The organism is Pseudomonas baetica, from assembly GCF_051216495.1.
Taxonomy (GTDB): domain Bacteria; phylum Pseudomonadota; class Gammaproteobacteria; order Pseudomonadales; family Pseudomonadaceae; genus Aquipseudomonas; species Aquipseudomonas baetica_B.
On sequence record NZ_JBPKAM010000037.1, the window covers coordinates 14,597 to 29,813 of the forward strand.

The window sequence follows — 15,217 nt, forward strand, 5'->3', positions numbered from 1 at the left end:
GTCCAGGCCATACAGCTGGCAAACGCTCCCCCGAGCAGCCGGTGTCTGAGCTTTTCCAACACAGTTAGTGGAGAGATCACCTTGGTAGAGTACGTAGTTTCCCTCGATAAGCTCGGCAAACACGATGTTGAGCATGTGGGGGGCAAGAACGCATCCCTGGGCGAGATGATCAGCAACCTTGCAGGTGCCGGTGTATCGGTGCCCGGTGGCTTCGCCACGACCGCTCAGGCTTATCGCGACTTCCTGGAACTGAGCGGCTTGAACCAGCAGATTCACGACGCCCTTGATGCCCTGGACGTCGACGACGTGAATGCCTTGGCCAAGACCGGCGCCCAGATCCGTCAATGGATCATGGAAGCCGAGTTCCCGGAAAAACTGAATGCCGAAATCCGCGCCGCGTTCGCCGCGCTGTCCTCCGGCAACCCTGACGTGGCCGTGGCCGTACGTTCTTCCGCTACCGCCGAAGACTTGCCCGATGCGTCCTTCGCCGGTCAGCAGGAAACCTTCCTGAACATCCGTGGTGTCGATAACGTCATTCGCGCCGCCAAGGAAGTGTTCGCCTCCCTTTTCAACGATCGCGCGATTTCCTACCGCGTGCATCAGGGCTTCGACCACAAGTTGGTAGCCCTGTCGGCCGGCGTACAACGCATGGTCCGTTCCGAAACCGGCACCGCCGGCGTGATGTTCACCCTCGATACCGAATCGGGCTTCCGCGACGTGGTGTTCATCACCGGCGCCTACGGCCTGGGTGAAACCGTCGTACAAGGCGCGGTGAACCCGGATGAATTCTATGTCCACAAAGGCACGCTGGCCGCCGGTCGCCCGGCGATCCTGCGCCGCAACCTGGGCAGCAAGGCCATCAAGATGATCTACGGCGACGAGGCCAAGGCCGGTCGTTCGGTCAAGACCGTCGATGTCGACAAGGCCGAACGCGCGCGTTTCTGCCTGACCGATGCCGAAGTCAGCGAGCTGGCCAAGCAGGCAATGATCATCGAGAAACACTATGGCTGCCCGATGGACATCGAGTGGGCCAAGGACGGTGACGACGGCAAGCTGTACATCGTGCAGGCCCGTCCGGAAACCGTGAAGAGCCGTACCCAGGCCAACGTCATGGAACGTTACCTGCTGAAGGAAACCGGCACCGTGCTGGTGGAAGGTCGCGCCATCGGCCAGCGCATCGGCGCGGGCAAGGTCCGCATCATCAAGGACGTGTCCGAGATGGACAAGGTCCAGGTCGGCGACGTACTGGTCTCCGACATGACCGATCCGGACTGGGAACCGGTCATGAAGCGCGCCAGCGCCATAGTCACCAACCGTGGCGGTCGTACCTGCCACGCGGCGATCATCGCCCGTGAACTGGGTATTCCGGCCGTGGTCGGTTGCGGTAACGCCACCCAGCTGTTGAAAGACGGCCAGGGCGTCACCGTTTCCTGCGCTGAAGGCGACACCGGTTTCATCTTCGAAGGCGAACTGGGCTTCGACATCAAGAAGAACTCCGTGGATGCCATGCCGGAGCTGCCGTTCAAGATCATGATGAACGTCGGCAACCCTGACCGCGCCTTTGACTTCGCACAGCTGCCGAACGCCGGTGTGGGCCTGGCCCGCCTGGAGTTCATCATCAACCGCATGATCGGCGTGCACCCTAAGGCGCTGCTGAACTACGACGGCCTGCCGCAGGACATCAAGGAAAGCGTCGACAAGCGTATTGCTGGATACAACGATCCGGTCGGCTTCTACGTCGAAAAACTGGTCGAAGGCATCAGCACCCTGGCGGCGGCGTTCTATCCGAAGAAGGTCATCGTGCGTCTGTCGGACTTCAAGTCCAACGAATACGCGAACCTTATCGGCGGTAAGCTCTATGAGCCGGAAGAAGAAAACCCGATGCTGGGCTTCCGCGGCGCCTCGCGTTACATCAGCGAATCGTTCCGCGACTGCTTCGAGCTCGAGTGCCGCGCACTCAAGCGCGTGCGCAACGACATGGGCCTGACCAACGTCGAAATCATGGTGCCGTTCGTCCGTACCTTGGGCGAAGCGAGCCAGGTGGTGGATCTGCTGGCTGAAAACGGCCTGGCCCGTGGCGATAACGGTCTGCGCGTCATCATGATGTGCGAACTGCCGTCCAACGCGATCCTGGCCGAAGAGTTCCTCGAGTTCTTCGACGGCTTCTCCATCGGTTCCAACGACCTGACCCAGCTGACCCTGGGCCTGGACCGTGACTCCGGTATCATCGCGCACCTGTTCGACGAGCGTAATCCGGCAGTCAAGAAACTGCTGGCCAACGCCATTGCCGCGTGCAACAAGGCGGGCAAGTACATCGGCATTTGCGGTCAGGGCCCTTCGGACCACCCGGACCTGGCCAAATGGCTGATGGAACAAGGCATCGAAAGCGTTTCGTTGAACCCTGACTCCGTACTGGAGACCTGGTTCTTCCTGGCGGAAGGTCAAGCTTCGGCTTGATGGTGTGAAACGGGCCGCTCTCTCTGTAGGAGCGAGCTTGCTCGCGATGGACGTTAACGATAACGCGTTTATCCTGGAAAAACGTGGTGTCCTGAAGTTCTTCGCGAGCAGGGCTCGCTCCTACAGGGAGCGGTCTTTTTGAGATTCAAGTAGGGCGGGCTCCTCTGGATGCCGCCCTTTTTTGTGCAAGAGATTATGCAAAGCAGCAGCAACCTATTTCCTGTCGCCCTGATCAGTGCCGAACGGCGCGGTGATCTGAGCGAAGATGTCTATCGTTTGAAACCCGGCAACAGCCCGGACGGTACCGTCGAGCTGGCTGTGACGCGCCTGGGCATGGCCGACGAGCCGGCGGTGCGTGGTGTGCCCGTGATCCTGTTGCACGGCAGCTTTTCCAATCGACGCTTCTGGTTTTCCCCCAAGGGCCTGGGGTTGGGCGCTTATCTGACGCGCTTGGGGTTCGATGTGTGGATTCCGGAAATGCGCGGTCACGGTCTGTCCCAGCGCAACCAGGGCTACCGCAAGAACCGCGTCGCCGACTATGCGCGCTACGATCTGCCGGCCATTGGCGCCTTTGTACGCGAGCAAAGCGGGCAGGTGCCGCACTGGATTGGCCACTCGTTGGGCGGCATTACCCTGGCGGCAGCGCTGGGCGGTGAGTACATTGGCGAGCCGGTGGTCGCGTCGGTGGCGTTTTTCGGCACGCAAGTCAGTCGCACCTACTGGCCGTTGAAGATTCCGCCAGTCGAGTGGAGCGGGCGTTTCATCCTCAATCGGTTTGCGCAATTGTCCGGCTCACGGCTCAAGCGTGGCCCGGAAGACGAGCCTGTTGGCCTGGCCCTGGAAAGCATGCGCTGGTATGGCCTGTTCGGCCGCTTTGGCGATGCCGACAAGGACTGGTGGGCGGGTTTGGCCGAGGTCAAAGTACCGGTGTTGGCGGTCAGTGCCGCTGGCGACCATCAGGACCCGGCGTGGGCTTGTCGCAAGTTGTTCGAACAGTTGGGTTCCGAGCAAAAGCAATTTATCAACCTGGGCCGCGAGCAGGGCTTTGGCGATAATTTCGGCCATGTGGAAATGCTGGTTAGCAAAGCCGCTCAAGCCGAAGTCTGGCCCTTGGTGGCCCGCTGGCTGGCGGATCAGCAAACACCTTTGCTGGGTGAGCAAGCGGATTTGACCACGGCAATCTAAGCTGGGCGCTCTATCAGAGGCATTTCGCTCTGATCGGCTTGCGGCTAAGATATGACGCATTGTGCTGTTTTGGTCATTTTCGATGTCAGTGTTGTTCGTGCTGTCTTCCTCTTTACAGGAGTTTTTCGATGATCCATTACCTTACGCCTGACCTGTGCGACGCCTACCCGGAGCTGGTGCAGGTGCTGGAACCGATGTTCAGCAATTTCGGTGGCCGTGATTCATTCGGCGGTGAAATCGTGACCATCAAGTGCTTCGAAGATAACTCGCTGGTCAAGGAACAGGTCGAACTCAAAGGCAATGGCAAGGTACTGGTAGTCGACGGTGGCGGCTCCCTGCGTCGCGCGTTGCTGGGCGACATGCTCGCCGAGAAGGCCGCGAACAACGGTTGGGAAGGTCTGGTGATCTATGGCTGCATCCGCGATGTGGACGTCATTGCGCAAACCGACCTCGGGGTTCAGGCGCTGGCCAGCCATCCGATGAAAACCGACAAGCGCGGCATCGGCGACTTGAACGTTGCCGTGACCTTCGCCGGTGTGACCTTCCGTCCTGGCGAATACATCTATGCGGACAATAACGGCGTGATCGTCTCGCCGAGCCCGCTGAAAATGCCTGAGTAGGAATTTGACCGAAGGAATGCGGATGTTCGAGGAAGAAAACGCGCAGTGGGGGTTGGTACATGCCCTGGTGCTGGACGGTAAAGGCGGTGCGCGTTCGATAGCCCGGACAGAACTCGATGACTTGCAGCTGCAGGCCCATGAAAGCCTGTGGTTGCACTGGGATCGCAGTCACCCGCAGACCCAGACCTGGCTGCGTAAAACCAGTGGTCTGAGTGAGTTCAGTTGCGACCTGCTGCTTGAAGAAAACACCCGTCCGCGTCTGTTACAGCTTTCCGACAGCGAACTGCTGCTATTTTTGCGTGGGGTCAATCTGAATCCAGGGGCCGAGCCTGAAGACATGGTCTCGGTACGGATCTTCGGCTCCGCCCAACGGGTCATTTCCCTGCGTTTGCGTCCGTTGCGCGCCACCGAAGAACTGTTGGTGCAACTGGCAGACGGCAAGGGGCCGAAAACCGCCTCCGAACTCATCCTTTATATGGCGCAGTACCTCACCAACAAGGTGCAGGATCTGGTCAGCTGCCTCTCGGAAGTGGTCGATGGGGAAGAAGAAAAGCTAGATGCCGACGAACGGTATACACCCGAGCACGGAGAAGTTTTACAGATCCGTCGCCGGGCGGCTGCGTTGAAGCGCTTTCTCGCTCCGCAGCGAGACATTTTTGGTCAACTGACGCGGATCAAGTTGCCTTGGTTCGTCGAGGATGATGGCGATTACTGGAACGAATTGAACAACAGCCTGACCCGCTATCTCGAGGAGCTTGAATTGACGCGGGAACGGGTGGGGCTGGTCCTGGAGGCTGAAGACCGCCGATTGAGCGTGCGTATGAACCGCACGATGTATCGCTTCGGGATCATCACCGGGATCTTTTTGCCGATGAGTTTTTTGACCGGTCTTTTGGGGATCAACGTCGGGGGTATTCCGTTCTCTCAAAGCCCCTATGGCTTCCTCGTCGCCTGCCTGCTGATGGTTTCGGTAGCGCTCGGGCAGTGGTGGTTATTCCGACGTTTGCGCTGGGTTTGAAAGTGAGCCATGTGACCCAACCAAATTTGACCGCGTCTTTCACAGACATCACGAGAGGTGCGTATGCACGATCCGTTTGAACAGTCTTTGCGTGACATGCTCAAGGCATCACCGTCCACCCGGGACGACGATGCGTGCCTTGGCCGTGTACTGAAAACCGCCAACCGCCAGGTCGGTGCCGGCGATCTGTTCAGCTTGCTGGGCCGCTGGCTGCCCGCCCTGATGATCGCCCTGAATAACGGTTCGGCCCACGTGGCGCCGGTGTCCCGTCTTCGTAAACCTACCGCTCGCACTGCTGATAAGGCTGATTGAATATGGAACTTGATCTCTGGACACAGAGCCTCGTCACTGCAATGACTGCGTTATGGACCAAGGTTGCGAACTTCATTCCGAACCTGTTTGGCGCACTGGTCGTGCTGCTGCTGGGTTTTGTCGTGGCCAAGCTGCTGGACACGTTGCTGTCCAAACTGCTCGCCAAACTGGGCCTGGATCGTTTGATGGGCGGTACCGGCCTGACCAAGCTGTTGTCACGCGCCGGCCTTCAAGTCCCGATCTCCACGCTGATCGGCAAGATCGTCTATTGGTTCGTTCTGCTGATTTTTCTGGTTTCTGCCGCAGAATCCCTTGGACTTGAGCGAGTTTCGGCTACGCTGGATATGCTTGCGTTGTATTTGCCGAAGGTATTCGGCGCGGCGCTGGTGTTGCTGGTGGGTGTATTGCTGGCGCAACTGGCCAATGGCCTGGTGCGCGGGGCGGCAGAAGGCGTAGGCCTGGACTACGCTTCCGGGTTGGGGCGTATAGCCCAGGGCCTGGTGATCATCATCAGTATCTCGGTTGCGATCAGCCAGTTGGAGGTCAAGACAGACCTGCTCAACCACGTGATCGTAATCGTATTGATTACCGTTGGTCTGGCGGTTGCGCTGGCCATGGGGCTGGGAAGCCGGGAAATTGCCGGTCAGATTCTTGCGGGAATCTATGTGCGTGAGTTGTACCAGGTTGGGCAACAAGTGCGTGTTGGCGAGGTCGAAGGGCAGATCGAAGAGATCGGCACGGTTAAAACCACATTGCTGACCGATGAGGGTGAGCTAGTCTCTCTTTCCAATCGGATCCTCCTTGAGCAGCATGTGAGTAGCCGCTAACCCGGCAAACCCTGCTAATGTATGCCGCCGCAAAATGCCGCTGATGCTGGCTGCGGCGGACATTGACCTGACTGTCGGCACGACTTGTTTTGAATAAAGCCCAATCGCTATCCACGCGCTACGACCCCCGCGAGCTCTCTGATGAGGAGTTGGTCGCGCGCTCGCATACCGAGCTGTTTCATGTTACGCGCGCCTATGAAGAATTGATGCGGCGTTACCAGCGAACATTATTTAACGTCTGTGCACGATATCTCGGGAACGATCGCGACGCAGATGATGTCTGTCAGGAAGTCATGTTGAAGGTGCTGTATGGCCTGAAGAACTTCGAGGGCAAATCGAAGTTCAAGACATGGCTATATAGCATCACGTACAACGAATGCATCACACAGTATCGGAAGGAACGGCGAAAGCGTCGCTTGATGGACGCCTTGAGTCTCGACCCCCTCGAAGAAGCGTCCGAAGAAAAGGCGCCGAAACCCGAGGAGAAGGGCGGACTTGATCGCTGGCTGGTGTATGTGAACCCGATCGACCGGGAAATTCTGGTGCTACGATTTGTCGCAGAGCTGGAGTTTCAGGAGATCGCAGACATCATGCACATGGGTTTGAGTGCAACAAAAATGCGGTACAAACGCGCTCTAGATAAACTGCGTGAGAAATTTGCAGGCATTGCCGAAACTTAGTTCGGCGCAAATATCTCTTACGTGTAGGCAAGTTCTGATAGACTTGCCGCCGAGTTGTCCCCCGGTTTGCGGGACTGCTTCACAATCACCAGATGGGGATTTAACGGATGAAATTGAAAAATACCTTGGGCTTGGCCATTGGTTCTTTGATTGCCGCTACTTCGTTCGGCGCTCTGGCACAGGGCCAAGGCGCGGTCGAAATCGAAGGTGGCGTTCAGAAGCGTTACTACGATAGCGAGCGTAATTTCGATAACACTGGCACTAACCCGTACTTTCAGGGCAGCTACTTCCTGACCGACGACGTCGCTCTGGGCCTGCGCTACAACGAAGTGCACAACGCCCGTGGCGATAGCGGCAAGGACATCAAGGGCAGCAACACCGGCCTCGATGCTACCTACCACTTCAACAACCCGGGTGACCTGGTTCGTCCGTACGTTTCTGGTGGTTTCTCGCACGAGAGCATCGGTCAGGACGCCCGCAATGGTCGTGATCACTCCACCTTCGCCAACGTGGGCGCTGGTGCCAAGGTGTACTTCACCGAGAACTTCTTCGCCCGTGCCGGCGTAGAAGCCAACTACAACATCGACCAGGGCAACACCGAGTGGGGCCCGATGCTGGGTGTGGGTGTGAACTTCGGTGGCGGCTCCAAGCCTGCTGCTGCTCCAGTTCCAGCACCAGAAGTTTGCTCCGACAGCGACAACGATGGCGTTTGCGACAACGTTGACAAGTGCCCGGACACCCCAGCCAACGTTACTGTTGACGCTGATGGCTGCCCAGCAGTTGCTGAAGTTGTACGCGTAGAGCTGGACGTGAAGTTCGACTTCGACAAGTCGGTCGTTAAGCCTAACAGCTACGGCGACATCAAGAACCTGGCTGACTTCATGAAGCAGTACCCATCCACCACCACTACTGTTGAAGGTCACACTGACTCCGTCGGTCCTGACGCTTACAACCAGAAACTGTCCGAGCGTCGTGCAAACGCCGTTAAGCAAGTTCTGACCAACCAGTACGGTGTTGAATCGTCCCGCGTTCAGTCTGTTGGCTACGGCGAATCCCGCCCAGTTGCTGACAACGCTACTGACGCTGGCCGCGCTGTAAACCGTCGCGTAGAAGCGCAGGTTGAAGCTCAAGCTAAGTAATTAGCTCGCCGCTCTGAGAAAAGCCCGGCTTAGGCCGGGCTTTTCTTTGTCTGCGATTTGATGCTGTGGTTGAAAAGATCGCAGCCTGCGGCAGCTCCTACATAGATCCCTGTAGGAGTTGCCGAAGGCTGCGATCTTCTGATCTTTTGATCTTTTCGTTCGCCGCCACCGCACCGATAACCAGAATCGCCGGGCTTTTCAGCTCGAAGGCATGGGCGTCTTCTTCCATCGCCGTCAGATCGCTCCGACATTCGCGCTGATGGGGCAGCGAAGCGTTTTCGATCATCGCCACCGGCATGTTTGGCGCCATTCCTCCGGCCAGCAACTGTTCACGGATTTCACTGAGTTTGGCAACGCCCATGTAGATCACCAGGGTCGTGCCGCCCTGTGCCAATGCTTGCCAGTTCAGGCTGCTGCCGTCCTGAGTATGGGCGGTGACCAGCGTCACTCCTCGCGCCACACCGCGCAGGGTCAGCGGAATGTCGCATTGCGTGGCGCCAGCGAGCCCGGCGGTGATGCCGTTGACCAGTTCGACTTCAACCCCGCGTTCGCGCAACCACTGAGCCTCTTCACCACCGCGCCCGAAAATGCACGGATCGCCCCCCTTGAGTCGCACCACGCATTTGCCGTGACGTGCGTAGCGCAACATCAGACGATGTATGAATGCTTGTGGCGTGGAGCGGCAGCCGCCGCGTTTGCCAACGGGAATGATCCGGGCGCCGCTGCAGTGCTCAAGGACCGCATCATTCACCAAATCATCAATCAGCACGACGTCCGCTTCGTTCAATGCCCGCACGGCCTTGAGCGTCAGCAATTCCGGATCACCAGGTCCCGCACCGACCAGCCAGACTTTTGCGTTCATCGTGTTTTCCTCATCAGGTCGAAAGAGTTGCCGTGACGTTCAGTTCGCCTTCGCGAGCAGGCTCGCTCCCACAAGGGATTGTCTGAACAACTGAGAGCCCCTGTGGGAGCGAGCCTGCTCGCGAAGGGGACGACTCGGTCTTAGCCATGAAATACCGCAAACAACAGCACCAGATTGATCAATAGCGACACCAGCGCTAGCGTCCGCCACACCTTCAGCGGCTCTCGTTCCAGCAGCGGCCTGGGGCGTACGCTCAAGCTATGGCGCTCCCCCTGTTCCATCAGCAGCAACCATTCCTCGGCCGTTTCAAAGCGCTCAGCCGGATCCGCCGCCACCGCGCGTTCCAGGATCGGTGTCAGCCATTCCGGCAGGTCGGGTCGATAGCGGCTGGCGCTGACCGGGACCCCGAATCGCGGGCGCTGGAACGCTTCGATTTCGCCGTAGGGAAAATGCCCGGTCAGCAGGTAATACAAAGTCACACCGACCGCATACAGATCCTGTTGCGGGCTCGGTCTTTCACCGCGAAACGCTTCGGGCGCAATGTAGCTGGGCGTTCCGGGCAGGGTTGAGGGTTGGTCTTCGGACAGACCGGAACACCAGGCGAGCCCGAAATCCAGCAAGCGCAATTCCCCGTCTTCACCCAGCAGCAGGTTCTCCGGTTTGATATCGCGATGCAGGATCTGCCGTCGATGCAACAGGCCGACTGCCTTCAGCAGGCGTTCGGCCAGATCTTGCCACTGTGCCAGCGGCAATGGTCCGGTCTGTGCGTGCAGTTGCGCCAGGGTCGAGCCGGAATATTCGCGCATCACGTAGTACAAATGCTGACGCTGACTGGCCGCATGGACTTCAGGAAAATGCCGTCCGGCCACACGCTTTAGAAACCATTCCTCCGAGAGCAATGCCTGCCCGGCCAAGTGATCATCACGCAACGCACTGGGCAGGGTTTTCAGCAGCCAGGGTTGCCGTTGACTGTCGCGCACCCGATAGAGCAGTGACTGCTGGCTCTGGCCAAGTATTGTTTCAATTTGCCAGCCCTCGAAATCCTGACCCAGCTTCAGTGCCGGCGGCAGCGGCCATTGCTGCACATGAATCAGCGCCTCGCCAATGCTGGTTTCGCCGAGAGCATCGACCCGCACCAGCAGGGCGCTGGCATTATCCTGGCTGCCGGCCAGATGGGCCGCATTGACCAGTGTCTGTGCGGCGCTGTCGAGGTCCGGTTGATCGCGCAGAATCGCGGCAATCGCCGTATCGCCCAGCACCGCCCAGATGCCGTCGCTGAGCAGCACGAAGCTCTCATCGAGGCGCAATTCACCGTCGAGGAAATCCAGCACGAGGTGCTGATCGAGCCCCAGTGCTCGCTTGAGCACATGCTGCATGCCCGGCTGATCCCAGACGTGGTCTTCGCTGACCCGCTGCAATTGATCTGCGTGCCAGCGATACACCCGGCAATCACCGACATGGGCCAGGGTAAAGCGCCGGCCACGCAGGACCAGTGCACTGACCGTGGTCAGCAAGGGTTGCCCGCCACCGTTGGCCTGCAGCCAGCGATTCTGCGCCAGCAGCAGGCGATCCAGGGCCTGGGCAACGCCCCAGGTTTCCGGGGTGGCATAGTAATCCAGTGCCAGGGCCTGCAACGTCGAGCGGGCGGCCAGTCCGCCATCGGCGCATTGGCTGACGCCGTCGGCGATGGCGAACAGGTAACCCTTGCTGGCTGCCAGTGCCGGGGCCGGCGTCACCAGGCGCAAGGCGTCCTGATTTTCCTCACGCGGGCCGGTGGCAGTGGCTTCGGCAAAACTCAGTTGCAGGCTCATGGCGATCTCAGACCCGTGCAGCGGTCACGGCGGCCGAACCCCAAGTGGTTCTCCAGCGACGTTTCACACCATGCAAGCCGAACCAGGCGAGGATGGCGAGACTGGCGAACAGCCACAGCGCCATCTGGTAGCTACCGGTGCTTTGCTTAATCGCACCCATGCCGGCCGCCAGCGCAAAGCCGCCGATACCACCCGCCATGCCGATCAGGCCGGTCATCACGCCGATCTCCCGACGAAAGCGTTGTGGGACCAGCTGGAACACCGCACCGTTACCGGCCCCCAAACCGAGCATGGTGCAGACGAAAAGTGCCAGGGCTGCGTAGGAACTTGGTAGGTTGAAACCCACGGCAGCAATGCAGATCGCCGCCACGGTGTACATCGCCAGCAAGGTGCGGATGCCGCCAAAACGATCAGCCAGGGCGCCGCCCAATGGGCGCATCAGGCTGCCACCGAATACGCAGGCCGCCGTGTAGTATCCAGCCGTCACCGGGCTCAGGCCGTATTGGTCGTTGAAATAGCCGGGCAGGGCGCTGGCCAGGCCGATGAAGCCACCGAAGGTCACGCTGTAGAAAAACATGAACCACCAGCTGTCACGGTCGCCCAGCGCCTTGAAGTAGTCGGCCATCGACTTGGCTTTCGGCCGTTCGGGTGCGTTTTTGGCCAGCCAGGCGAACACGATCAGGGTCAGGACCAGCGGGATCAGGGCGAAGCCGAACACGTTGCTCCAGCCAAACGCCGCGGCCAATACGGGGGCGATCAGTGCCGCCAGTACGGTACCGGAGTTACCGGCCCCGGCGATGCCCATGGCTTTGCCCTGGTGCTGTGGCGGATACCATTGCGACGCCAGGGGCAGGGCCACGGCGAACGATGCGCCAGCCATGCCGAGGAACAGACCTAGCAACAGCGCTTGTTCGTAACTGTGGATGCCCAGTTTCCAAGCGCCGAACAGCGCGCAGATCACGATCACCTGGCCGATCAGGCCTGCGGTTTTCGGTGACAGGCGATCGGCCAGCATGCCCATGACAAAGCGCAGTACAGCCCCGGCCAGGATCGGCGTCGCCACCACCAGCCCGCGCTGTTGGGTGGTCAGGTGCAGGTCACCGGCGATTTGCACCGCCAGGGGGCCGAGCAGGTACCAGACCATGAAGCTCAAATCGAAATAGAGGAAGGCCGCGAACAGGGTCGGGGTATGGCCGGATTTCCAGAAGCTTGAATTCATCGCGCACCTCAACTGATAGGAGTCTCGAACGGGAGTCGTGCAGGTGGGGCGCCGCAGGGCCGCACCACCGGCCCCGGGCAATGGGGCCAAAACAAAAAAACGCCGCTACCCGATCCGCCAGGGGCAAATGGGGTGAGCGACGTCTTTGTCGTAGGTGGGGCAACCGCCGTTGGTTACCTGTAGTGATTAACTAGCGAGATCTGTGCCAACAGTCAGAATCGGGTGGTCCCCATTCGCGAGCAGGCTCGCTCCCACATTGGACCGCGATCAACTGTGGGAGCGAGCCTGCTCGCGAAGGCGATGGAACATTCACCGCAAGCCTCAGCCCAGCAACTCACTCATGGCAATAATCTGCTCCGCTACCTGAATCAGCTTCTGCTGGCGGCTCATGGCTTGGCGACGCATCAGGGTGTAGGCCTCTTCCTCGTTGCAATCCTTCATCTTCATCAGCAGCCCTTTGGCCAGCTCGATGCGCTTGCGCTCGGCCAGTTGCTGGTCGCGGGCGTGTAGTTGCGCGCGCAGGGCCTGGTCGCTTTCGAAGCGCGCCATGGCCACGTCGAGAATCGGCTGCAAGCGCTGTGCGTGAATGCCTTCGACGATGTAGGCACTGACCCCGGACTTGATCGCCTGGCGCATCACCTCGGGGTCGTGCTCGTCGGTAAACATCACGATCGGCCGTGGCTGGTCACGGCTCACCAGCACCACTTGCTCCATGACATCGCGGCCCGGTGACTCGGTATCGATCAGGATGACGTCCGGACGCACCGTTTCGACGCGTTCGGGCAGGTCGATGGTCAGTCCGGATTCGTCGATCACCTCGAAGCCGGCTTCGGTCAGTGCGGCTTTCAGGCGCCCGACTTTTTTCGCGGTGTCGTTGATCAGCAGGATACGCAGCATATTCGCAGTCTCCCGTCAGCGGCTGGCGAAAAGGGGCGAGCTGTCGCTCATGGCGTGCAGCTTGAAGCTGCGGGCATAACCCGCCGGATCTGAACCGTCCCAGACTTTGCCGTCGATCAACTGGCTGCTGCGCATTGCCTCGCCTGCAAAAGCGACACCGACGGCGCTGGCAGCCTCTTGATACAAGTCTAGTTGCTGGACCTGACGGGCCACCGCCAGGTAATCCGGATCGTCACGCAGCAAGCCCCAGCGGCGGAACTGGGTCATGAACCACATGCCATCGGACAGGTACGGCAGATTGACCCCGCCATCACCATGGAAACGCAAGGCGTGCGGGTCCTGCCATCGGTTGCCGAGTCCGTCGGCATAGTCGCCCAGCAGGCGCGGTTCGATGCACTCGAGCGGGGCGTCGAGGTACTGCGGTGCGCTGAGCAACTGCGCGGTGCTGCGGCGGTTTTCGGCGCTGTCTTCGATGAAGCGGCTGGCTTGCAGGATCGCCATCACCAGCGCGCGGGCGGTGTTGGGGTACTGCTCGACGAAGGCACGGGTACAGCCGAGGACCTTTTCCGGGTGATCGGGCCAAATCGTTTGGGTGGTCGCCAGGGTAAACCCGAGATCCTGTTGTACGGCGCTGGCGGACCAGGGCTCGCCGACACAGAAACCGTCAATGCGACCCGCTTGCAGGTGGGCAACCATTTGCGGCGGCGGCACCACCACGCTGTCGACATCCTGCAAGGGATGAATGCCTTGGCTGGCAAGCCAGTAATACAACCACATGGCGTGGGTGCCGGTGGGAAAGGTCTGGGCGAAGGTCAATTTTGGGCGAGTTTGGTGCACGTGCCGATGGAGTGCTTCAGGACCGGTCACGCCCAGACCCTGCAAACCGTGGGAGAGGTTGATGCTCTGGCCGTTCTGGTTCAAGCCCATGAGCACGGCCATATCGGTCGGGGCGACGCCGCCGATGCCCAGGTGCACCGCGTAAATCAAACCGTAGAGGCTATGGGCGGCGTCGAGTTCGCCGCTGACCAGTTTGTCGCGCAAATTGGCCCAGGATGGCTGGCGCTTGAGGTTCAGGGTCAGGCCATAGGGCTGGGCAAAGCCCTGGGTGGCGGCGACGACGACTGAGGCGCAGTCGCTCAGGGCCATGAAGCCGAGGTTGATTTCGGTCTTTTCCGGGGCATCGCTGCCATTGACCCAGGCCAGAGGGCCGGCTGACGGTTCGTTCATCGCATGTTCACCTTGCAAAAAAAAGCGTCGTCCCGGGTCCTTGCACGCGCAGGGCCGTGTGACGACGCCATTGTCCTGGCACACATCCCGCCATTGGCATGAGTGCTGATGGCGGGAGTGGTGCAAGGCAAATGCCAACCCGGCTTCATCAGCTTTTCATCAGGATTCAACGCGCTGTGTCTTTCATCCTGCCGGCACTTGATCGTCAGGTCGTGAAGGAGGTTGAGGTGCACATCGAGTCACTCGGCGCCACAGGTTTGCCCGATGCCCGTTTCAGCGAACCGGTGCTGTTTCTGCGTGTCAGCGAATCCCCTGCGTGTCTGGTTTCGCAACAGTTTGCGTCGACCTGCTGGTTGCCAGCCGGTTGGGAAGGGCTGATTGCGATGAGCGGTGTAGTCGAGGTGCGCGGAGGCGTGCAGGCCCTGCCAATAGCCCAAGCACCGTTGGTCAAACTGCAAGTGTTCATCGACCAAGGAAACGCGCTGAACGATCAGCGTGCCAGCGAGGCACCTTGGGCTGTATTGCCGGTGCCTGGTTCGACCGTTCAGTGCCAGAGGCCCCTTGAGCGCTGGTACATCGAACAGGCCATGATCGGTGGTTTGGCCTATCAGGCATTTGCCAGTGTGCTGCGCCACACCGAGAGCTACGGACTCGTGCGCTTCCTGCTGGAACAGGGCACCCACAGCGAAAAGCTGTCCACGCTGGCGCAGCGTTATGGGGTGTCCGTGTCGCATTTTCGTCGACTGTGCCGGCAGGCGCTGGGCACGGCAGCCAAGCCTGCCTTGCGTGGCTGGCGAACCGCCCAGGCGTTGCTGAACATGAGTCTGCAGGATGGCTCCCTGACGGATGTGGCGCTGGAGTTCGGCTTTGCCTCGTCTTCGCATTTCTCCAGGGAAATCCGCGAGCTGGTGGGCTTCACGCCCAGCAGCCTGGCCGACATTTCCTATCTTGCAGGCAAATGAG

At 59.8% G+C, this 15,217-nt stretch carries 14 protein-coding genes; 9 read left to right on the top strand and 5 right to left on the bottom strand.

Going from position 1 to position 15,217, the window contains the following annotated elements:
• The first annotated feature begins 81 nt into the window (after positions 1-81).
• From ppsA to ACSFE6_RS15015, 8 genes are all read left to right on the top strand, one after another.
• On the top strand, positions 82-2,457 hold the full coding sequence (gene ppsA, locus ACSFE6_RS14980; RefSeq protein WP_435428336.1) for a phosphoenolpyruvate synthase: 2,376 nt from the start codon (positions 82-84) through the stop codon (positions 2,455-2,457).
• A 195-nt stretch (positions 2,458-2,652) separates the two neighbouring features.
• The gene (locus ACSFE6_RS14985; protein WP_435428337.1) at positions 2,653-3,642 is read left to right on the top strand and encodes an alpha/beta fold hydrolase; all 990 of its coding nucleotides are present in this window, start codon (positions 2,653-2,655) and stop codon (positions 3,640-3,642) included.
• 131 nt (positions 3,643-3,773) lie between these two features.
• Entirely contained in the window at positions 3,774-4,262 is a 489-nt protein-coding gene (gene rraA / locus ACSFE6_RS14990) for a ribonuclease E activity regulator RraA (RefSeq protein ID WP_435428375.1), read from the top strand.
• 22 nt (positions 4,263-4,284) lie between these two features.
• On the top strand, positions 4,285-5,280 hold the full coding sequence (locus tag ACSFE6_RS14995; RefSeq protein ID WP_435428338.1) for a zinc transporter ZntB: 996 nt from the start codon (positions 4,285-4,287) through the stop codon (positions 5,278-5,280).
• A gap of 63 nt (positions 5,281-5,343) precedes the next feature.
• A complete protein-coding gene (locus tag ACSFE6_RS15000; RefSeq protein ID WP_020801096.1) occupies positions 5,344-5,592 on the top strand; it encodes a hypothetical protein in 249 nt (82 codons plus the stop codon).
• A 2-nt stretch (positions 5,593-5,594) separates the two neighbouring features.
• Complete coding sequence (locus ACSFE6_RS15005) at positions 5,595-6,419, top strand: mechanosensitive ion channel family protein (protein WP_008048604.1); 825 nt, start codon at positions 5,595-5,597, stop codon at positions 6,417-6,419.
• Between the two features lie 89 nt (positions 6,420-6,508).
• Positions 6,509-7,099, top strand: a complete 591-nt coding sequence (gene sigX, locus ACSFE6_RS15010) for an RNA polymerase sigma factor SigX (RefSeq protein ID WP_017337463.1) — start codon at positions 6,509-6,511, stop codon at positions 7,097-7,099.
• Positions 7,100-7,206: 107 nt separating this feature from the next.
• Complete coding sequence (locus tag ACSFE6_RS15015) at positions 7,207-8,238, top strand: OmpA family protein (RefSeq protein ID WP_435428339.1); 1,032 nt, start codon at positions 7,207-7,209, stop codon at positions 8,236-8,238.
• A gap of 97 nt (positions 8,239-8,335) precedes the next feature.
• On the opposite strand, the gene cobA is transcribed toward ACSFE6_RS15015, so the two are convergent.
• From cobA to ACSFE6_RS15040, 5 genes are all read right to left on the bottom strand, one after another.
• Entirely contained in the window at positions 8,336-9,100 is a 765-nt protein-coding gene (gene cobA / locus ACSFE6_RS15020; RefSeq protein ID WP_435428340.1) for a uroporphyrinogen-III C-methyltransferase, read from the bottom strand.
• Positions 9,101-9,240: 140 nt separating this feature from the next.
• Positions 9,241-10,911, bottom strand: a complete 1,671-nt coding sequence (locus ACSFE6_RS15025; protein ID WP_435428341.1) for a protein kinase domain-containing protein — start codon at positions 10,909-10,911, stop codon at positions 9,241-9,243.
• Between the two features lie 7 nt (positions 10,912-10,918).
• Positions 10,919-12,130: a nitrate/nitrite transporter gene (locus tag ACSFE6_RS15030; RefSeq protein WP_435428342.1), complete on the bottom strand. Its 1,212-nt coding sequence runs from the start codon at positions 12,128-12,130 to the stop codon at positions 10,919-10,921.
• A gap of 321 nt (positions 12,131-12,451) precedes the next feature.
• Entirely contained in the window at positions 12,452-13,027 is a 576-nt protein-coding gene (locus ACSFE6_RS15035) for an ANTAR domain-containing response regulator (protein WP_435428343.1), read from the bottom strand.
• Positions 13,028-13,042: 15 nt separating this feature from the next.
• Positions 13,043-14,254, bottom strand: a complete 1,212-nt coding sequence (locus tag ACSFE6_RS15040; RefSeq protein ID WP_435428344.1) for a CmpA/NrtA family ABC transporter substrate-binding protein — start codon at positions 14,252-14,254, stop codon at positions 13,043-13,045.
• Positions 14,255-14,430: 176 nt separating this feature from the next.
• Between ACSFE6_RS15040 and ACSFE6_RS15045 the strand changes: the two genes are divergently transcribed.
• Positions 14,431-15,216: a helix-turn-helix domain-containing protein gene (locus ACSFE6_RS15045; protein WP_435428345.1), complete on the top strand. Its 786-nt coding sequence runs from the start codon at positions 14,431-14,433 to the stop codon at positions 15,214-15,216.
• Position 15,217: the final 1 nt, after the last annotated feature.